Origin of the sequence: Paraburkholderia sp. (assembly GCF_004298475.1) — a bacterium.
Lineage (GTDB): Bacteria > Pseudomonadota > Gammaproteobacteria > Burkholderiales > Burkholderiaceae > Paraburkholderia > Paraburkholderia denitrificans.
On the sequence record NZ_SCRP01000001.1, the window covers coordinates 1 to 17,461 of the forward strand.

The window sequence follows — 17,461 nt, forward strand, 5'->3', positions numbered from 1 at the left end:
ACAGCCAAAGAAGGAGAGAAAGAAGACCCAGATACCCACCGAATAACCCGTAAAGCTGGTCCAACGGGTGGGTCAGAATTCAATGCAATTCGTGGGTCAGGATTCCGTGCAAATCAACACGAAGCGAAATTTGCGGCCGGTTGCGCGTTCGCCCACCGAGAAATTTTCGCGCGTTTCGCCCGCAATGCGTAACCGCTTGGCCGGCACGCCTTCCGCAGCCAGCATCCGTTCCAGCAACTCCCGCGCTGTGCCTCCGGCGAGATAGAGCGCAAAGCAGTTCGCATCCGCCCCAGCAAGACGCTGAATCACGCGCGCACCGTTGAGGCCGCCGCCGCCCGGATAGCGTCGCGCCGCTTCACAGCGAAGCTTGTGCGTGTCAATCACCCGTTCCACTGCAGTCGAAACGTCGACAGCAGGATTCAGGGTGAGTGTCAGTATCTCGGCCACACCGTCGACCACTTTGACTTCCTCATGCCTGTGCGGGCCCGCAAGCCACGATCACCTGCGCGATCCTGAATGAAGTGCGCCACGCTGTTGTCACGGCGGTGGCCTCCTTACCGGTTGCCGCCGACTTCGCGCCGGAATTCAAGCTGCACTTCCCGCAATTGTCGGGCGCAACTCATATAGATCCAGCCCGGGCCGCCGTTGCTGTCGTACATTCCACGGCACATGCCCTTGAGCCGAATCGTCGTCGTGCCGTCCACTCCGACCTGGCGAACGGCCCAAAAATACGCGAGACGGAACTCGCGCGGCATGCGCGTCTCGATTTCGTCGTCCGTCATGAGATCAATGGGTGTGGGCGAGTGTTGCTCAACGAACGCCTGCGTGCGGTGCCAGGTTTGTGTACAGGCATCGCGTGAGCCACATTCGATAGTGCCCTGTTCGCGCACCACTTGCAGTTCGGATTCGGTCCGACGAAACGCCGCGCTTTCGTCAGACACGGCACAGGCCGAAAGCCACGCGATCGATGGTGCGAGGCAAACCGCCCAACGCAAGATCGCACTGCTCGTCATCTTCGGCCTCATCATCGCGGATATCGGCCCACGCTCGCGGGCCGACAATTCGAATCTAAGATGGGACGCCACCGCGCAGTTGATCTAACTCAATCACAGATCGCACCGCTGCCACGAAACGCCCCGGCACGTTTGAAGCTGCGCGAAAGCGGCGACCTCGTTGACGAGGTCGCCGCACAGTTGCAGTCACTTGCCTGCACTGGATCGGACTCGCGCACGTGTGCGGAGACCAATGGTGCCATGCAACCCTGTCCATCACGCGCCTTCGACGGCCCCGCAACACGCCCGACGCGAACGTCATGCTCGAACAAAAGCTCATACGCGGCGGCAAGTCGTACTGGGGAGACATGGCGATGCCCCTGCCCGAAGAACGCGGCGGGCCGCCGTCGGCCGAGAACGCCAGCACACAAGTCCGGCGGGTGCTGAGCCAGTAGGTATCAGTGATTGCCGTATGTAGCGCCGTGCCGGTGAGCACGTGCAGAGGCCGCCGCCTGCCCCAGCTCGCGTTCGGCGGTATCGAACGCCTCGCGCATGGCTGCCAGCGGGTCCTCGCTTACGCGATGACCGATAGGCTTGAACGAGCACGATGGCGAAATCAGGTCAAGTCGAACATCGTAGGCCGCGCGCTGGCCGCGCGCATGCATCTCCTCGATGGCGAGATGGCAACCCGACAGCACGCCGCTATACCGTTCAAGGCGCAGCAACTGCACGCCAGCTTCCGCTTCGATGGCGGACGAACCGGCGAAACCCTGATAAACAATCTGCATTCCGATCCCCATCGCGATGCCTCCCATGGCACCTTTATCGTGGCCGCCGCCCGGCGAATCGCCATTCACCGCTAGACCGCAAATGCGTGACGAAACTTGAGGTCCACCCAGACCATGCCTTCGCGCAAACCATCGAGCACCGCATCCATTTCGTTTGCCCAAACGCGATGGTGCGCGAAAGTGTGGGTGCAGCACTGCGCCGGAGCGCCGTGCGTGACATTGATCCGGCAGCAAAAACTGCCTTCCGGCGCGGGTAATGTTTCAGCTTCGACGCTCCAAATATCTGATTCGATGCTGCCTTTGAGCGTCATGATTTCGAAGCCCATGTCGATCGTGCACGAAGCGCGGGTCGAGGCACCTTCCACCCCGACCAGGCTCCCGGCGCTTATTCAATCTGCAGTCGCTTTTGTTCGGCGGCTGCCATTTTCGGAAGCGTGAGCAACAGCACGCCATCCTGATACTGGGCGGTGGCGCTACTCTCGTTGATATTGGTCGGGAGTGAGAACGTACGGCCAAACTCGCCACTATAGCGCTCCCGGCGAATCAAGCGCTCGCCTTCTTTCTGTTCCGTTTTGCGCTCGGCCTTCACGTGAATGGGCACCACGTTTTTGTCGATCTTCACGTCGATATCCTTCTTGTCCACCCCCGGCAGTTCTGCTTTCACCGTGTAGGCCGAGTCACTCTCAGTCACGTCGAGCTTCATCGTCGAGAGATCGCTTTCTTCGGTTGCGAGCAGTTGGCGCATCGGTCTGAAAAATCCCTGGAACAGATCCGGGACCGGCACCATCGAAAACGGGTCATAACGTGTCAGATTGCTCGTTGCCTTCTCTCCTTCGCGCTTGGGCGCCCCGCACCCTGCAGCGCGCGTCGTATTCAATTTAAGAACGCGCCGCGTTTTCCAATTGATCTGCCTCAATGATCGACTGCGCGTCTGGCTCTGGCGCACCCTCCCAGCGGAACGAGCCTGTCCGAACAGGTGGTTGATTCAAATCAATCGTGAAAAACCGCTCGTTTCTAGACTCGAACTACCAATCGCATCGTTACCTGCGTCGTTGCGTGATGTCGCCACCTCCACCTTCGCCGGAGAGCCGCAATGAGTTTCAAGACGGTCATGGTTCATCTGGACACAAGCGCGCGCGCGAACACGCGGCTAACACTCGCGCTGAAACTCGCACGCAGATTCGGTGCACATCTGGACGGTCTGTTCGCAGCGTTTGAGCCACCCGTGCGCGAATTTTATGTCCTGTCCGGCCATGCCGACTATTACGACATTTATCGCAGGGAGCGCACGGAACGCCGCGCAGCGATCGAGCGGTTGTTCCATGCGGAACTGACACGCGCACGGGTGGATGGGACTTTGACTGCCACCGATGGCGATGCGGTTACCGCTGTCATGCAACGCAGCCGCACCGCCGATCTCACGATTCTGGGTCAATCCAATCCGGACGATGCAGAATCCTATGTTGGCGAACATTTTACTGAGACCGTTCTCATGGGCGCAGGCGGGCCTGTACTACTGATGCCGTATACAGGCAGCTTCGAATCGGTCGGCCAACGCGTGCTCGTCGCCTGGAATGGAAGCCGCGAGGCCGCCCGCGCGGTTCACGACGCCATGCCATTTATCGCTCAGGCAGAACATGTCGCAATCGCGGCCGACGCCGCGACGCTCACGGTCGCTCCGTCGCAGGCATCGAGTGCGGATCTCGCAGCGATGCTCGCGCGCCAACGCGGGACCGACGTGGACGTCATCCGCGTCGAGCGTGCGCCATCCTGGTCTACCGGCGATGCATTGCTGAGTTACGCGGCCGACGGCGAATACGATCTGCTCGTCATGGGCGCATACGGCCACGCGCGGATCCAGGAGCTCGTCCTCGGCGGCGCCACGCGATCGATTCTGGCGATGATGACGCGGCCAGTACTGATGTCTCATTGAGCGGCCGCATCGATCTTCTCATCCCCCACGTCTTCCACTGGAGTTCCATCATGTATTCGCGCATTCTGGTCGCCCTCGATGGAAGCAAAACGGCCTCCGACGCACTCGACGTCGCGATCACGCTCGCAGTCGATACCGGGGGTGAATTGCAGCCGCTCTACGTGATCGATATGCCATTGATGGCGTACGACGTGCCTGGTTTTGATCCTTCGATTGTGCGCGGCGCCTATGTCGAGGAAAGCCGCACGATCTGCTCCGATGCCGAGGCGCGCCTGGCGCAGCACGGGGTGAAAGGCACACCCCGCTCCGTCGAGACAGAGTTCGGTACCGAAGATGTGGCGCAATGCATTGAGCGCATAGCGACGGACTGGCATGCCGATCTCATTGTCATGGGCACGCACGGGCGGCGCGGTGTGCAGCGTCTCATGCTCGGCAGCGTCGCGGAGCGTGTTCTGCGCAGCGCGTGTTGCCCCGTATTGCTCGTGCCGATGCGCGCGACGTCTCCGGGACAGAAAGAACCGCCGCAGCGTAAGACGCAGGTTCCAGTCTGACGCAGGTTCCAGTCTGACGCAGGGCACAGGGCGCAGAGGGCGCCCCGCCGTGCCATCTTCACTGTGCGAGCCAGCGTCTTCGCTTCGGTACGGCGCGCGTCACGACTTGCCGCGCTTCGCGCGCACCAGCAGAACCGGACAGGTCGAACCACGGACAAACTGCTCGGCCACACTGCCGAACACGGAACGCCGCATGCCGCGCCGACCGTGTGTCCCCATCACGACGAGATCGGGCTTGTACCGCTTCACGCACCGCTGCAGGCATGCGGCTATATCTTCGGTCATGCTTTTGGTCTCGATGAGTTCGGTGTCGGCGTCGACACCTGCGACTGCAAGCGCACGCGTTGCCTCGTCAAGTGACGCGTGTCCAAGATGGCTGAACGCTGCTTCCAGTTGTGCCATGTCGTAGTGACACGTATAAGGAAATGCCGGAGCGCGATCGAGCACGTAGACGCCATGTACATGCGCGTGCGTAAGTTTCGCAATCTGGATCGCCTCATCCATCGCGCGCAGCGACAAACGGCTGCCGTCCAGTGCCACCAGAATCTTTCGATACATCTCGCGTCTCTGCGCCGGTTCGAGCCCGCCGCGTGCGGCCGGCCTCGCGCTTCGATTACGGCCGGCTCGCGGCGACGCCCGGCGTGCTCGTCGCCGCGTGTGCGCGGCTCTAGCCGGATCTGGCGCGCTGAGGCCCTCCAGTTGCGCGCCAGATCGGCGCTTCATTCGACTTCAAGGAGATCGACGACCGAGCGCACGCCCGGCGTCGCTTTGGCCGCGCCGCGAATGAGATGGCGCTCGGCATGCGAGGCGACCTTGCCGGTCAGGATGGCGGTGCCGTCGGAGATCTCGATGCCGATGTGCTTCGCCTCCCGTTCTCCGTGTCGCTGGATCGCATCGCGTATGCCGCGCGCGATGTCTTCAGCCGACGTTTCGCCACGGAACCGGATCTTGTCCGTCACGCCCTTCACCCCGTGCAAATGCGAGATGGCGTGCTGCGCGGCGTGGTTCTGGTAGCCCCAGTCGCACTCACCGTCGAGCGTGACCCAGCCCTTCTCGACCTGCACTTGCACATCCTCGTTGTTGACGCCGACGGTCCATTCGAGGATCGAGCGCACCGTGTTCGCGATGTCCTCATCGCTGCGCTCGTCGCGCCCCGGCAGATGCACTTCCATTTCGACGACGAGCCCGCGCACCCCCGCCACGCGGCCAGCGGCCCGCTCGGCGGCAAGCTTTGCAGCGAAGCTCGGCGGATGCCCCGACAAGGTCACCACGCCGTTGGACACTTCGACGCCGATCGCCGCGAGATTGATCGATTTGTCCCACGCAAGCTCGGCCTCTACGTCGCGCTTAAGTTCGATATCGGATCTCATTACACAATTCTTCTAGTTTTACCACCAGGGCGAATGAATACACTCCGGCGCCGTCCTAAATGCTGACGTAGCCTCGGAAGCACCAGGGCAGGCGCCTTGAGTGCGACGAAGACGGTTCGACCGGCTGCTCGATGCAGCTACCGAAGAACCCCGGGTCGCCATCGGCGGAAAAAATTGGCACGAATGCGAAGGTGCCGTTCACCCTGATGAGAAAATCACAGTTGTAAAGGGACGGCGCGAAAATCTCGATTGACCGGAAGAACTCCTGATTATCAAAATCCTGCGCCGTTTCAAGATTCCGGAACGGGTTCGCATCCCGCATGTCGTATCGCGCGGGGACCTCATAGCTTCGCATGCCGTGCCGCGCGTCTTCGCCGGGGCGAAAAACCAGCTCCGCGCCGGGATATGGCAGGCAATACGGCTTCTGCGCGACCGGTCCGTCCGGGCCGATCAGGAGCGGCGGGTATGCCCATATCGAAACGTTGAGTACCGGCGTTCTATGTGAAAAATATTCTTCTAGCCAGTTCATAGCCTCCTCCATGCCGTCAAAGCCCCGGATAGTCAGCCTACGCCCGTAATCATCGTGCGCGTCCACGCGGCCATCCAGTTGATGCATATCAAGGGTGCTGCGCGTGACCGGCACGGGTCAGCCCGCCGTACGCCGTGCGGCCTCCCCGCCGGTACATAACTCGACGATCTCGGCGGTGATCTCGTCCTGACGCAGCGCCCGATAGCGCTGTGTGAGATCGGTCAGGCGCTTCTGCACGTTCGCACGCGCCGCCAGCATCGCACGCACGCGCGCCTCGTTCTCGGCCGCAAACGAGAGCATCAGGGTCTCGCACAACTCCACGAAGACATAAAACTCCACAAGCCCGGCCACGAGCCGCTCGGGCGCCACGTTGAGAAGCGGCGGCTGCGTGCGCTGCGATACCCGAAACCGTGTGAAATCGAACGGAACCAGCGTGCGCTGCGCGATGCGCAGGTGCGATTCGCCCGGCAGCGCGCTCACCACCGAAACGCGCGTTGCGTGCTTGCCGTCCGCGAGGCGCGCGTAGAGCGCGTCGGCGATACGGACCGCGAGTTGCGGAACGCCATCCGGGTGCGCCACCATCGGCGCGGACCATGCACCGGTCACGCCATGTCCGGCAGCGGCACTCACAAGTCGCGAACCCACGAGCATCCAGCGGTGCACACGTGCGCCGTCGAGGCGCCGCGCATGCGCCACCAGTTCGTCGTTGAGCGCCCCGGCAAAGCCCTGTTCCGTGCCGACGACGATACACACCGCGCCGCCATCTGCCCTGTCCGCCCTTTCGTCCACCGTCGAGCTGACCGCCGCTGCCCGGCCCGCTGCCGCTTCGCGGGCCACCGCATGAACAGGCGCGAGCGCGAGCACCTCGCCAATCGCGGCTCCGGCCGTCGCCGCTGCGGCGCGTATCCCGGCCAGCCGCGCCTGCGCTTCGTGCGAGCGCGACGCTGCAATGCCGCGCATCGCCGCAATCACGGCATCGAGTTGATGGGTCGCCGCAATCCGGTTTTCGATCTCGCCAAGCTTGCCGCTCATTCCGGCTCCTTGCCGGGTTTGCCGTCCACCGTCACATCGAGCCCGGACGTACGTTCACGCACCCACTCGCGAAGCTCAGCAACGCTCACGGACGCCTCGCCTTCGAGATCGTTCGCAGGCATCTGCGCGCGACGCTGCGCAAGACGCTCGCGAATCTGCGCGGCCACGATTGCGGGCGCGGCGTCGAACACGCCGTCGGTCAGCGCCGCGAGCAGCGCGATCTGGTCAAAGGTAGAAAGCGCGCTGAAACGCGGTTGCGCGAGCAACGCGCGAATTCGCTCGCCGCGCGCGATCTGCGCATTCACGCGCGCGTCCGTGAGGCCGCCGAAGCGTGTGAACATCTCGAGTTCGAGGAACTGCGCGTAGTCGAGCCGCAGAGGGCCGGCCACCTGGCGCAGCCCCGCCGCCTGCGCGTTGCCGCCCACGCGACTGACACTCAAACCCACGTTGACGGCGGGCCGCTGATTCGACGCGAACAGTGCGGCGTCCATCACGAGCTGGCCGTCGGTGATCGAGATCAGGTTGGTCGGGATGTAGGCCGAGAGATTGCCCGCATCAGTCTCGGCGATCGGCAGCGCAGTCAGCGAGCCGCCACCGAGCGCGGAACTCAACTTTGCCGCGCGCTCGAGCAGACGTGCGTGCAGGTAGAAGATATCGCCCGGATACGCCTCGCGCCCCGGAGGCTCGCCGGTGAGGAGCGCCAGTTCGCGGTGCGTGGCCGCGTGCTTCGAGAGGTCGTCGATCACGACGAGCGCGTGCTGGCCCCGGTCGCGGAAATACTCGGCGACCGAAAAGCCGGCGAACGGCGCGATCCATTGCATACCGGGCAGCGTCGACGGCGGCGCCACCACGAAGACGCACCGGCGCGCCGCGCCGCGCGTGCGCACGGCGTCGATCACGCGCTGCACAGCCGTGGCACGCTGGCCCACCGCGACGTACACGCAGATCACGTCGCTCGTGCGCTGGTTGACGATCGCGTCGACGGCGAGCGATGTCTTGCCGGTCGCGCGGTCGCCGATGATCAGTTCGCGCTGGCCGCGCCCGATCGCGAACAGCGCATCGACGATCAGCACTCCGGTTTCGAGCGGTTCGCTGACCGCAGCTCGCTCGACAATGGCGGGCGCCGCGCGCTCCACCGGCAGCCACGCCTCGGCGGCGAGCGGCTCACCGCCGTCGAGCGGGCGGCCGAGCGGATCGATCACGCGTCCGGTCAAGGCCTCGCCCACCGGCACATGGAGCACGGCACCGGTGCGCTCGACGCGCTCGCCCGCCTCCACGCCCTGCGCGCCGTCCAGCAGCACGACGTTCGCGAAATCCGCATCAAGCGTGCGAACGTAGCCCGTTGCGCCGGCTGCGAAGCGCACCGTTTCGTCGAGCGCGACGTCGGGCAGTCCGGAGATCCGCGCCACACCGTCGGCGACGCGCTCCACGCGCCCGAACGTTCTCGCATCTGCGCCGAGACGTACGTGAGCGAGCGCGCCGCGCTGCCGCGCGAGCCAGCGGGCGGCTTCGTCTGCGCCGGCCTCAGCGGAGCTCACCGCCATGCTCCAGCAACGTCGCGCGGATCGCGTCGAGGTCGTGACGCAGATGGTTGCACACCGCCGCGTGTGCGCCCGTCAGTTCGAGCCCCGCGATCAACGTGGGATCGGCGCGCACCTGCAGCGTAACCGGCCGCCCCAGAACCACACCGAACGCTATTTCGCAAGCCTGCCGTTCGGTGTCGCTCAGTTCGCGCGGCGCGGCCAGCGCGAGCGGTTCACCACCCGCACCGAACCCGGCGCGCGCCTCGGGCGGCATGGCGGCCAGCGCCTCGGCCGCGCCATCGATGAAACCCTCCACACGTGCCTGCGGTGGCAAGCGATCGAGCACCCGCCCCGCAATCTCGATGGCGAGCCGCACTGCGTCGTCCTCCACAGCCCGCGCCTGTACGGCTCGCTCATGTGCGATTTCGCCTTCGGCATCCACGCGCAGTTGCACTGCCCGGGCTCGGGCCATGTTGAGCAGCGCGGCCTTTTGTGCGTCGGCCTCATCCTGCGCGGCCTGCATTGCGGCCTCGCGCGATGCAGCAAGCCGCGCGGTTTCGGCCTGCGCTACGCCCTGCTCGGCATGCGCCGCGCGGCGGCTTGCCTCGGCGTCGGCGAGCAATGCCTGCGCCGCCTTCTGGCGCGCCACGATGATGTCCGCCACGGGCCTGAACAGGAAGCGTGCGAGCAGCCAGACCAGCACGAGCGCGTTGACGGTCTGCAGCGCGAGCGTCGACCAGTCGATATGCATGGCGTAGCCTTATTTGACGAACGGATTGGCGAACAGCAGCAGGAGCGCAATGACGAGGCAGTAGATCGCCATCGTTTCGATCATCGCGAGACCGACGAACAGTGTGCGCGACACGGTGCCTGCAGAGTCCGGCTGGCGCGCGATCGCGTCCATCGCGGCGGCGACGGCGCGGCCTTCGGCGAGCGCCGGTCCGATCGCACCGAACGACACGGCGAGCGCGGCGGCGGCAATGCTGACGATCTCGATGAGGTTCATGGTTGTCCTTTGGCGCGATGACCGGCGCTGGCTCGCGCGCCGCCCGCTGCGGCACCGACGAACACCATGGCCAGCACCGCGAAAATGTAGGCCTGTACGGCGCCGGTCAGGAGATCGAGCGCCATCAGCGGAATCGGCACGAGCAGACCGGCGAGCGAGAGCACGATGCCGACCACGAAGACCCCGCTCATCACGTTGCCGAACAGACGCACGACGAGCGAGAACGTACGCGTGAGTTGCTCGACGACATTCAGCGGGATCATCACCCAGGTCGGTTCGGCGAACGTCGCGAGGTAGCCGCGCAGCCCGCGCGCGCGCAGGCCATGATAGACGGTTGCGGCGAGCACGATCAGCGCGAGCGCCGCGTCGGTTTCGATATGGGCGGTCGGCGGCTCCACGCCCGGCAGCAGTGCCGACCAGTTCGCCACCAGCACAAACAGGAAGAGCGTACCGATCAGCGCGCGATACGGTGCGGGGTCGCTTTCGATGGTGTCGCGGATCTGTGCGTCCAGCGTGGTAACGAGCAGTTCCAGTACCGTCTGCGCCTTCGAAGGCACGAGGGCGAGCCGCCGCGTGAGCAGCACCGAGGCAGCGACGATGCAGGCCATGATGGCCCAGGTGACGACGACGGGCGCGGTGAGCGACAGCGCACCTAAGTGCCAGAGCGGCGCGGTGGCGAGCGGTGAGGCTTTCATCGCATCGGCAACGCATGGCGCACTGCGACATGACGCGCGAGCAGCAGCCCGGCCATGCCCGCGAGCAGCGCCGGGCCGCCGGCACGCGCAATCGCGAACAGGAGCAGCGCAGTCAGCGAGCAGCGCACGGTTTGGGCACCGAGCGCAGCACCGAAACGGCCCGCCGCGAACAGCCCGGCATTCCAGCGCAGCGCCGCGAAATGCACGGAGCCGGCCGCCGTGCCGATGGCGAGACCCGTGGCGCACGCTCCGATCGTTGCATGCTCAATCATCATCAGGACTCCGTTCTTGTCGATGCATCCATTTCCACGCGAACCAGAGCCCTCCCGCTGCGCCGAGCATCAGCAAGGGCGCCGAAAAGAACACGCGCGTACCGAACACCCGGTCGAGCACGCGGCCAATCGCCAGTCCGGCGAGCGTCGGCAGAACGATGGTCCAGCCGAGCACGCCGATCTGCCCAAGCCGGTTGCCAAGCGACGGCTCGGGTTGCGCACGGCCGCGCGCCTCGCGCCCGGCGGCATCGCGCGCGGCCCGCGCCATCGGGTCGGGTTCACGTGACGGGCCGCTCATTGCCCTCGCCCCTGCGCTGCCGGAACGTCCTGTCCGTCCGGCGCCATCGGGCCGCGCAGATAGCGCAGCATCTGCCGCACCGCCTGCGCGTGCAGGCGCACGGCCTCGACGCGCGCGCGCCGCGCGGCGTCGAGTTGGGTCGCGCGCACGCGCGCGACTTCGTGCTCCAGCCGCTCCATCGAATCGCCGACGATCGCCTCGCGGCACGCTATGGCCACCCTGCGCCCGCCCGATACGGTCATAACGCCGCCGTCCACGGCGCAAAAGCGCCACGCGCCGTCCGGCGTGCTCCACCGCACCACCGAGGGCGCGAGCATCGTGATGAAGTCCGCATGGCCTGGGCGGATGCCGAACGAACCGCTCTCGTCCTCGGCGCGCAACGAGATCGCCTCGTCGTGGTTCACGGCGACTTCGAGCGGCGTGGCAATCGTCAGATCGAGCGGTATGCCGTCCATGCCTGTCTCCCTACGCGGGCGTGCCGGCCGAAGCCGAGGCGCCCGCCGCCTGAGTACGCACCTGAGCACGCTCCTTCGCGTGCGCCTCATCGAGCGTGCCGACCACGTAGGGCGAGCGCTCCTGCCAGTCGTCGCACTCGCCCGCGAGAATCGCCTTGCAGCCCGCCAGCGTGTCGGCCATCGCGACTGAGCGGCCCAGCAATTCGGAAAACACCTCGGTCACCGGGAATGGCTGCGTGAGAAAGCGCTGAAGGCGGCGCGCTCGCTGCACGAGCAGCCGGTCCTCGGCGCGAAAGTACTCGGCAATCTTGAGCGCCGTCGAATGCAACGCGAGCGCGCGCAGTGCCCGCTCGTCCAGATGCGCCTCGACTTCCGCGGTCAGCCGCGAGCCGTCCTCGCGAATGATCGACAGCGCGTCTTCGACGGGCGGCAGCGCCCCCGCCTCGAACACGACGTCCACAATCGCGCCGCGCAACGCGCTTACGCGTCCGACGCCGCGCGGGGCAGAAGCGGGAGTGTCGTTCGAGGCGGGACTGATGGACACGTCGCTTCTCCGCTACATCACGCCAGCACGAGTTCGTCGATGACCGCGCTTACACCAGGCATGTGTCCATGCGACACCGTGCGCTACGGCACGCTCGGCTTCCGATGCGACCGTGCCCTTCAGCGTCACCACGCCATCGTTCATCTCGACACAAATGCGGGCGGCCTCGCCCTCGACATACTGCAGCAGCGCCCGGCCGATGCGCTCGCTGATCTTTCCAGGGTACAGGCGTTGGTGCGCCTCCACGCGGCTCGTGATTCCCGTCACGCCACGCAGGCGCACGAGCGAACGGATCGCAAGCTCACGCTGCCATTCCCATTCGACGGTCCCCCACAAGAAGAGATGGCCGTTCACCACCTCGACTTCCACGGCCCGTTCCGGCACGCCTGCCGTCCAGTGCAGGACGGCGCGCGCCATATCCGCAATCTCTTCGTCGCCCGGCGGATTGGTAACCGGCACTTCTACCCGCGTGCGCATGACGACTGAACGCGCGCCGCTCACACGCTGCACGACGCGTTCGGCGGCATGTGCCTGGGCAAGCGACGGCACCACTCCCGCGAGCATCACTATCCCGTTTGCCAGTTCGGCACGGATGCGCGATGCGTCTAACGCCGAGCCGAACACCAGTTCGCCCAGCACGTCCTGCTTCAGTTGCGTATCGTCTTTCATGGCGTGCTCCAAACGCACGGTCGTCATATCTCGAATCGGATTTCTGACGATCAGGCATTGGCGAATGCGGGACGGCTTGCTGGCTTCGCGGGTATCGCTTCGCCGTTCGCGCGAACGCCCACGAATTAGCCGAGGTACGTCAGGCAGTCGGTCGCCGCCGGCACGGCGCCTGCCGGTTGCGCTGCCTGAGGCTACGCACGCTCGCAAGCCTTTTCGAAATCGATGGCCGCCCCCCGAAGCAAGGCGCCAGACGCCGCCTAGCTTCGCGCAGCCAGATCCAGACTTTGCTCGCATAGGGCCGCGCTAGCCGCGAAGTACTCGCGTATCAAGGTTTGCCACGTTTGCACGAACGCCCCCGAATCGTACATATGCGCATCCAAAAGGGCCGAGCTGCACCATGCGCGCGCCTACGCTCATCATGGAGACCGGCACAAACGGCACGTTCCGCAGGGTGTCTCCCATTTCAATCTCCTGATCGATCAAGCGCCGTTTTCTCATCTGCCGCGCGTGGCGGGTTGCATTCGTCGTTCAATCTAGCGTGCGCGCCTCTAGCGCAATTGACCTGCATCAGAAATTTTTGTGCCGCGGTTTGGCAGCGCAGGCGCGCAGGCTCGATCGGGTTTCTCTTGATTTGAGTCAGAAGCCGACGTGTCCGAGTGCGCGAGTCTTTCCATTGCTCCGATTGACTACGCGCGCAATCCGCACCTCGCCGCCATGCCTTATCCGACGAATAGCAACTTACCTCCAGGTGTACGCAACCATTTGCCGCCGCATGCCCAGGACATCTTCAGAGCCGCGTTTAATCGCGCCTACGCCGACCACGCCCTCGACTCGCGCCGTGAGGAAGCGGCCCGCCGGATCGCGTGGGCAGCCGTGAAACGCCTGTACGTCCGCGACGGTATGTACTGGATACCGCGTTAGACGATCCTTCTCCGCTTCACTCCTGCGGCGGCTACCCATGAATACGCTTCCCGACGACACCCGCGCTGCGCGCCTTCTGAGTCTCGTCGATACACTCGTCGCGGAGTTGCACGGAGAGGCGCCCCATCCCGTGCGCGTTTCGATGACGGCGCAGCTCGAACGCGATCTCGGCTTTGACAGCCTCGCGCGCGCCGAGCTGGCCGAGAGGATCGAACAAGCCCTCGCCGTCCGCCTCCCACCCGACGCACTTGCGGCTCCCACTCCTGCGGACCTGCTTAAGGCAATCGAACAATGCGCCGAGGTCGCGCCGCACAAGACCGCGCCGGAACACCAGCCATTGTCCGAAGTGCGAAGCGAATCCACCGTCGCGCCGCCCGAGCAGGCCCAGACGCTTGCTGATGTGCTCCAATGGCACGCGCTCAGGCATCCGGATCGGCTGCATCTCACTCTCATCGACGGCGGCGTCCCTACGGAGCTCACCTATGGCGAGCTCTTTCAGCGCGCCTCGCACGCGGCCAATGCCCTGCGCGCGCTGGGTGTGGATCCTGGCGCGCGGGTCGCGCTCATGTTGCCGACCGGCACCGACTATTTCGTCGCCTTCGCGGCATTGATGCTGTGCGGGGCCGTTCCCGTGCCGATCTATCCGCCCGCGAGCCTCGCACAGGTCGAGGAACACATAGAGCGCCACGCTTCGATCCTTGCCAACGGGCAAGTCTCTACGCTGATCGCTTCGGCGTCGTTGGGCCCGGTTGCACAAATACTCAGACTGAAGGTCCCGACACTGCGTCAGCTCATCACCGGCGCCGCGCTCGCTCCGGCTCAGCCTGAAAATGCTGAGAAAGCGCCATTCGTGAGGATGGCACCGCACGACCTCGCATTGCTCCAGTACACCTCGGGGAGCACCGGCGAGCCCAAGGGCGTGATGCTGAGCCACGCGAACCTGCTTTCGAATATCCGTGCAATGGGCGAGCGCATGGTCGTGCAAGCCAGCGACAGGTTGGTGAGCTGGCTACCGCTCTATCACGACATGGGACTCATCGGCGCGTGGCTCGCCCCGCTCTATTTCGGCTTTCCGCTCTTCGCCATGTCGCCGCTCGCGTTTCTGGCGCGTCCCGCCATCTGGCTCGAAACAATCTCGCAACACCGCGGGACGATCACCGCCGCGCCCAATTTTGCTTACGACTGGTGTGCGCGGCGCGTGCCCGAGCGCCAGCTTGCCGGGCTCGACCTCAGGTCGCTGCGGTTCGCGTTCTGCGGCTCTGAGCCGGTGAATCCGGACACGCTGCGGGCCTTCGCCGACCGCTTTGCGCCGTTCGGGTTCGACGCGCACGCCATTACGCCGGTCTACGGCCTCGCAGAGAACACGCTTGCCGTCACGTTCCCTGCGCCGTCGCGCGGCCTGCGCGTCGATCTGGTGAAGCGTGAGGCGCTGAGTACCCGCGGCGAAGCCGTAGCGGGGTGCGCGGAAGACGGGCCGCTTGCGCTCGTCGCGTGCGGCTATCCGCTCGCGGATACCGCGCTGCGCATCGTGGATGACAACCGCCAGCCCCTCGCCGAGCGCCGCGTTGGACACATCGAGTTTCGCGGCGTGAGCGCGACGGCGGGCTACTACCGCAATCCCGAGCAAACCGCGCGTCTTGCGCACAACGGCTGGCTGGACAGCGGGGATCTAGGCTATCTCGCCGATGGCGAGCTTTTTGTGACCGGGCGCACGAAGGATCTCATCATTCGCGCCGGCCGCCACATCTTCCCGGATGAACTGGAGCATGCGCTCGCGCAGTTGAGCGGAATCGAACCAGGTGGTGTGGCGGCGTGCGGAGAGCCCGATCCCATCGCTGGCACCGAACGCCTCGTCCTGATCGTCGAAACCTCGATCCACAACGACGCCGATCGCACCGACCTCCTGGCTCGCGTCAACACCGTCGCGCAGCGGCTGTGTGGCGCGCCTGCCGAGCGCGTGATGCTCGTCGCGCCGCACAGCATCCTCAGAACGCCGGGCGGCAAGATCCGTCGCGCCGCGACAATCGAGCGCCTGCGTCACGGCGGTGCCCCTGAGAAGCCGACGCGCGCGTTCGCGCCCTGGCGCCAGTCGTTCGCCCTCGCTGCCGCCAATGCGGTTCCGCTCACACGGGCGGGCGGCGCGTGGTTGCGGCGCGTTGCACGCGGAGCGTGGTGCTGGTCGCTCGTCGGAATCGCGTTTTCGGCGGTCTGGCTGCTAGTCACGCTGGATCGTGAACCCGCGCGCCGATGGCGCACGGCTGCTCGCGCGTGTCGCCTCGTCCTGCGCGCAGTCGGCCTTCGCACGACGCTGCGCGGCACCGAGCACCTCAATGCCGCAACTCATCCTGTGCTGGCTGTCAATCACACGAGCTACCTTGATGTGGTCGTGCTATTGGCCATGCTGCCTGAGCCGGTGCATTTCGTCGCGAAGCGGGACCTCTCGCACCGCTCGTTCGTCGGCGGCCTGCTGCGCGCACTGGGCACCCGCTTCGTCACGCGCGACGACTATGGCCAGAGCCTCGCCGATGAAGCGAAGCTGGTTGAATGCGCCCGCGCCGGCGAGACGCTGCTGTTCTTTCCCGAAGGGACGTTCGTAGCCGCCGCCGGGCTGCGGGCGTTCAGGCTGGGCGCGTTTCGCGCGGCCGTACTGGCGGGCGGCCCAGTGCTGCCTGTCGCCGTGCGCGGCGCACGCGCGGCGCTACGCGACGGACGCTGGGTACCGGAGCGCGGCGATATCGAGATCGAAATGCTGAACCCGATCTACGCGCAGGGGGGCGATTTCCGCGCGATGGTCAGCTTGCGCGAGCGCACGCGTGCGGCACTGCTCGCACGATGTGGCGAGCCTGATGCAGGTGACCAGACCGCTCCCGTCGAACCATCGGACGCGCACGCAACACCATAACAAGAGATAACGCCGCCACGTTACATTGACCAAGAGGATCGCAAGGCGATCGATGTTGGCGTCTTATGCCGCGATGGCGTTTTCCTTCTCCAAACCACGATACCGTGCGTGGCGGCGGCGGGATTCACAGTGCGCAGGTCACTTCGGAAAACGCGCCGCCAGGACCACGGGCATGCCGGCCTCCGCATTGAGCGACGGCTCGCTGTCTGCGACGCGACGCTTGACCGCGACAAAGCCGCCCGGACTCACGGAGATCGAGTCGATTCCGCACTCGACAAGGAACGCGGCAAACTCTGGGTGATGCGCGGGCACCTCTGCGCAACATCTACACGCTGATTGATCAGCTCGTTGTGTCTGTGAGGCGAATTGCGGCGGACCGGCGCCCCGCCATGCTGGACGCCCTCGGCCTGATTCCGGCGATCGAATGGTTCAGCGACGAGTTCTCGACGTAACACAGAGTTCACGTCATCCGCAAGGGTCGATGCGGGCGACATCGACTTCAACCCCGAGATCGCGACTGTGGTGTTCCGCGTCGTCCAGGAAGCTTCGACCAATGTCGGCGGTCATTCGGGCACGACCGAAGTGACGCTTAAAATCGAGAAAGACGGACCGAACTGTCTCGTGAACGTCGCGGACGACGGTCGAGGCTGCCTGAGCGACAAGCGTCCTGCGCAGAACTCGTTTGGCTTGCGGGGCATGCGAGAGCGTGTTGCGGCAGTCGGCGGCGAACTGCGCATACGGACCGCACCCGCGCAGGGCTTCGCGTTATCCATTTCCTTGCCGATTTCGGGACGCGAGAGCAATGGGTGAACGTAGCGGTGGCGCAACGTCAAGGAACGTTCAGGCATTCCGTGCCGCCGCTTCGTCGTGAGGGCAATCTAAACCGTAAGCGGCTCACGCAGGCCGTTCTCGACGTTACGCGCGTGAGTGCGGCATGCTCGTGATGGCGATCTGGAGGGTAACGGGTAAGTCGGGGGAGAT

The 17,461-nt window shown here is 65.2% G+C and carries 21 protein-coding genes and 3 pseudogenes; 6 read left to right on the top strand and 18 right to left on the bottom strand.

The window, feature by feature from the left end; genetic code table 11:
- Window positions 1-114 precede the first annotated feature (114 nt).
- A pseudogene (locus tag EPN59_RS00005) lies at window positions 115-447 on the bottom strand (PfkB family carbohydrate kinase); the annotation flags it as partial.
- 107 nt (window positions 448-554) lie between these two features.
- Window positions 555-1,013 (bottom strand): hypothetical protein, encoded by a 459-nt coding sequence (locus EPN59_RS00010; protein ID WP_293045317.1) that lies wholly within the window; start codon window positions 1,011-1,013, stop codon window positions 555-557.
- Window positions 1,014-1,312: 299 nt separating this feature from the next.
- Between EPN59_RS00010 and EPN59_RS00015 the strand changes: the two genes are divergently transcribed.
- Entirely contained in the window at window positions 1,313-1,447 is a 135-nt protein-coding gene (locus EPN59_RS00015; RefSeq protein ID WP_363928517.1) for a hypothetical protein, read from the top strand.
- Window positions 1,448-1,450: 3 nt separating this feature from the next.
- Here the strand turns inward: EPN59_RS00015 and EPN59_RS00020 are convergent, their stop codons facing one another.
- The 3 genes from EPN59_RS00020 to EPN59_RS00030 are packed head-to-tail and all read right to left on the bottom strand — an operon-like array spanning window position 1,451 to window position 2,567.
- Entirely contained in the window at window positions 1,451-1,792 is a 342-nt protein-coding gene (locus EPN59_RS00020; RefSeq protein ID WP_293036453.1) for a hypothetical protein, read from the bottom strand.
- Between the two features lie 59 nt (window positions 1,793-1,851).
- A complete protein-coding gene (locus EPN59_RS00025) occupies window positions 1,852-2,106 on the bottom strand; it encodes a UDP-glucose 4-epimerase (protein ID WP_293036443.1) in 255 nt (84 codons plus the stop codon).
- Window positions 2,107-2,165: 59 nt separating this feature from the next.
- Window positions 2,166-2,567 carry an Hsp20/alpha crystallin family protein gene (locus tag EPN59_RS00030; protein ID WP_293036452.1) on the bottom strand — a complete coding sequence of 134 codons (402 nt, stop codon included), beginning with the start codon at window positions 2,565-2,567 and terminating at the stop codon, window positions 2,166-2,168.
- Window positions 2,568-2,873: 306 nt separating this feature from the next.
- Between EPN59_RS00030 and EPN59_RS00035 the strand changes: the two genes are divergently transcribed.
- Together EPN59_RS00035 and EPN59_RS00040 are read left to right on the top strand one after the other, a co-directional pair.
- On the top strand, window positions 2,874-3,713 hold the full coding sequence (locus tag EPN59_RS00035) for a universal stress protein (RefSeq protein WP_293036441.1): 840 nt from the start codon (window positions 2,874-2,876) through the stop codon (window positions 3,711-3,713).
- Window positions 3,714-3,763: 50 nt separating this feature from the next.
- Complete coding sequence (locus EPN59_RS00040; protein ID WP_293036451.1) at window positions 3,764-4,264, top strand: universal stress protein; 501 nt, start codon at window positions 3,764-3,766, stop codon at window positions 4,262-4,264.
- Window positions 4,265-4,363: 99 nt separating this feature from the next.
- Here EPN59_RS00040 and EPN59_RS00045 read toward each other — a convergent pair whose 3' ends face one another.
- From EPN59_RS00045 to EPN59_RS00110, 13 genes and pseudogenes are all read right to left on the bottom strand, one after another.
- Window positions 4,364-4,822, bottom strand: a complete 459-nt coding sequence (locus EPN59_RS00045; RefSeq protein ID WP_293036440.1) for a universal stress protein — start codon at window positions 4,820-4,822, stop codon at window positions 4,364-4,366.
- A 161-nt stretch (window positions 4,823-4,983) separates the two neighbouring features.
- Window positions 4,984-5,634 (bottom strand): BON domain-containing protein, encoded by a 651-nt coding sequence (locus EPN59_RS00050; RefSeq protein ID WP_293036438.1) that lies wholly within the window; start codon window positions 5,632-5,634, stop codon window positions 4,984-4,986.
- A gap of 55 nt (window positions 5,635-5,689) precedes the next feature.
- Entirely contained in the window at window positions 5,690-6,250 is a 561-nt protein-coding gene (locus tag EPN59_RS00055; RefSeq protein WP_293036437.1) for a hypothetical protein, read from the bottom strand.
- Between the two features lie 30 nt (window positions 6,251-6,280).
- Window positions 6,281-7,195 (bottom strand): FoF1 ATP synthase subunit gamma, encoded by a 915-nt coding sequence (locus EPN59_RS00060; protein ID WP_293036435.1) that lies wholly within the window; start codon window positions 7,193-7,195, stop codon window positions 6,281-6,283.
- Window positions 7,192-8,739: a F0F1 ATP synthase subunit alpha gene (locus EPN59_RS00065; RefSeq protein ID WP_293036434.1), complete on the bottom strand. Its 1,548-nt coding sequence runs from the start codon at window positions 8,737-8,739 to the stop codon at window positions 7,192-7,194. The genes EPN59_RS00060 and EPN59_RS00065 overlap by 4 nt, the downstream gene beginning before the upstream one ends.
- Complete coding sequence (locus EPN59_RS00070) at window positions 8,720-9,469, bottom strand: F0F1 ATP synthase subunit B (protein WP_293036432.1); 750 nt, start codon at window positions 9,467-9,469, stop codon at window positions 8,720-8,722. The genes EPN59_RS00065 and EPN59_RS00070 overlap by 20 nt, the downstream gene beginning before the upstream one ends.
- Window positions 9,470-9,478: 9 nt before the next feature.
- Window positions 9,479-9,724, bottom strand: coding sequence for a F0F1 ATP synthase subunit C (locus EPN59_RS00075; protein ID WP_017774099.1), 246 nt, complete (start codon window positions 9,722-9,724; stop codon window positions 9,479-9,481).
- On the bottom strand, window positions 9,721-10,419 hold the full coding sequence (locus EPN59_RS00080; RefSeq protein ID WP_293036428.1) for a F0F1 ATP synthase subunit A: 699 nt from the start codon (window positions 10,417-10,419) through the stop codon (window positions 9,721-9,723). The genes EPN59_RS00075 and EPN59_RS00080 overlap by 4 nt, the downstream gene beginning before the upstream one ends.
- Window positions 10,416-10,694 (bottom strand): ATP synthase subunit I, encoded by a 279-nt coding sequence (locus EPN59_RS00085; RefSeq protein ID WP_293036427.1) that lies wholly within the window; start codon window positions 10,692-10,694, stop codon window positions 10,416-10,418. Before EPN59_RS00085 ends, EPN59_RS00080 begins: the two co-directional genes overlap by 4 nt.
- Window positions 10,684-10,965, bottom strand: a pseudogene (locus EPN59_RS00090) (AtpZ/AtpI family protein); the annotation flags it as partial. The gene EPN59_RS00085 and the pseudogene EPN59_RS00090, both read right to left, overlap by 11 nt.
- A 20-nt stretch (window positions 10,966-10,985) precedes the next feature.
- Complete coding sequence (locus tag EPN59_RS00095; protein WP_293036425.1) at window positions 10,986-11,444, bottom strand: F0F1 ATP synthase subunit epsilon; 459 nt, start codon at window positions 11,442-11,444, stop codon at window positions 10,986-10,988.
- 10 nt (window positions 11,445-11,454) lie between these two features.
- Window positions 11,455-11,733: pseudogene (locus EPN59_RS00100) on the bottom strand (F0F1 ATP synthase subunit beta); the annotation flags it as partial.
- A gap of 267 nt (window positions 11,734-12,000) precedes the next feature.
- Window positions 12,001-12,657, bottom strand: coding sequence for a BON domain-containing protein (locus tag EPN59_RS00110; protein WP_293036424.1), 657 nt, complete (start codon window positions 12,655-12,657; stop codon window positions 12,001-12,003).
- 714 nt (window positions 12,658-13,371) lie between these two features.
- Here EPN59_RS00110 and EPN59_RS00115 point away from each other — a divergent pair.
- The 3 genes from EPN59_RS00115 to EPN59_RS00125 all read left to right on the top strand — a co-directional run bounded on the left by EPN59_RS00115 (window position 13,372) and on the right by EPN59_RS00125 (window position 17,290).
- Window positions 13,372-13,578, top strand: coding sequence for a ChaB family protein (locus tag EPN59_RS00115; RefSeq protein ID WP_293036449.1), 207 nt, complete (start codon window positions 13,372-13,374; stop codon window positions 13,576-13,578).
- 37 nt (window positions 13,579-13,615) lie between these two features.
- A complete protein-coding gene (locus EPN59_RS00120) occupies window positions 13,616-16,480 on the top strand; it encodes an AMP-binding protein (RefSeq protein WP_293036423.1) in 2,865 nt (954 codons plus the stop codon).
- 519 nt (window positions 16,481-16,999) lie between these two features.
- The gene (locus EPN59_RS00125; RefSeq protein ID WP_293045321.1) at window positions 17,000-17,290 is read left to right on the top strand and encodes an ATP-binding protein; all 291 of its coding nucleotides are present in this window, start codon (window positions 17,000-17,002) and stop codon (window positions 17,288-17,290) included.
- Window positions 17,291-17,461: the final 171 nt, after the last annotated feature.

What these genes read in the sequence shown, in the direction of transcription:
- EPN59_RS00010 (WP_293045317.1), bottom strand. Translation starts at nt 1,013, where the DNA reads ATGACGAGCAGTGCGATCTTGCGTTGGGCGGTTTGCCTCGCACCATCG.
- EPN59_RS00015 (WP_363928517.1), top strand. Translation starts at nt 1,313, where the DNA reads ATGCTCGAACAAAAGCTCATACGCGGCGGCAAGTCGTACTGGGGAGAC.
- EPN59_RS00020 (WP_293036453.1), bottom strand. Translation starts at nt 1,792, where the DNA reads ATGGGGATCGGAATGCAGATTGTTTATCAGGGTTTCGCCGGTTCGTCC.
- EPN59_RS00025 (WP_293036443.1), bottom strand. Translation starts at nt 2,106, where the DNA reads ATGGGCTTCGAAATCATGACGCTCAAAGGCAGCATCGAATCAGATATT.
- EPN59_RS00030 (WP_293036452.1), bottom strand. Translation starts at nt 2,567, where the DNA reads ATGGTGCCGGTCCCGGATCTGTTCCAGGGATTTTTCAGACCGATGCGC.
- EPN59_RS00035 (WP_293036441.1), top strand. Translation starts at nt 2,874, where the DNA reads ATGAGTTTCAAGACGGTCATGGTTCATCTGGACACAAGCGCGCGCGCG.
- EPN59_RS00040 (WP_293036451.1), top strand. Translation starts at nt 3,764, where the DNA reads ATGTATTCGCGCATTCTGGTCGCCCTCGATGGAAGCAAAACGGCCTCC.
- EPN59_RS00045 (WP_293036440.1), bottom strand. Translation starts at nt 4,822, where the DNA reads ATGTATCGAAAGATTCTGGTGGCACTGGACGGCAGCCGTTTGTCGCTG.
- EPN59_RS00050 (WP_293036438.1), bottom strand. Translation starts at nt 5,634, where the DNA reads ATGAGATCCGATATCGAACTTAAGCGCGACGTAGAGGCCGAGCTTGCG.
- EPN59_RS00055 (WP_293036437.1), bottom strand. Translation starts at nt 6,250, where the DNA reads ATGCATCAACTGGATGGCCGCGTGGACGCGCACGATGATTACGGGCGT.
- EPN59_RS00060 (WP_293036435.1), bottom strand. Translation starts at nt 7,195, where the DNA reads ATGAGCGGCAAGCTTGGCGAGATCGAAAACCGGATTGCGGCGACCCAT.
- EPN59_RS00065 (WP_293036434.1), bottom strand. Translation starts at nt 8,739, where the DNA reads ATGGCGGTGAGCTCCGCTGAGGCCGGCGCAGACGAAGCCGCCCGCTGG.
- EPN59_RS00070 (WP_293036432.1), bottom strand. Translation starts at nt 9,469, where the DNA reads ATGCATATCGACTGGTCGACGCTCGCGCTGCAGACCGTCAACGCGCTC.
- EPN59_RS00075 (WP_017774099.1), bottom strand. Translation starts at nt 9,724, where the DNA reads ATGAACCTCATCGAGATCGTCAGCATTGCCGCCGCCGCGCTCGCCGTG.
- EPN59_RS00080 (WP_293036428.1), bottom strand. Translation starts at nt 10,419, where the DNA reads ATGAAAGCCTCACCGCTCGCCACCGCGCCGCTCTGGCACTTAGGTGCG.
- EPN59_RS00085 (WP_293036427.1), bottom strand. Translation starts at nt 10,694, where the DNA reads ATGATGATTGAGCATGCAACGATCGGAGCGTGCGCCACGGGTCTCGCC.
- EPN59_RS00095 (WP_293036425.1), bottom strand. Translation starts at nt 11,444, where the DNA reads ATGGACGGCATACCGCTCGATCTGACGATTGCCACGCCGCTCGAAGTC.
- EPN59_RS00110 (WP_293036424.1), bottom strand. Translation starts at nt 12,657, where the DNA reads ATGAAAGACGATACGCAACTGAAGCAGGACGTGCTGGGCGAACTGGTG.
- EPN59_RS00115 (WP_293036449.1), top strand. Translation starts at nt 13,372, where the DNA reads ATGCCTTATCCGACGAATAGCAACTTACCTCCAGGTGTACGCAACCAT.
- EPN59_RS00120 (WP_293036423.1), top strand. Translation starts at nt 13,616, where the DNA reads ATGAATACGCTTCCCGACGACACCCGCGCTGCGCGCCTTCTGAGTCTC.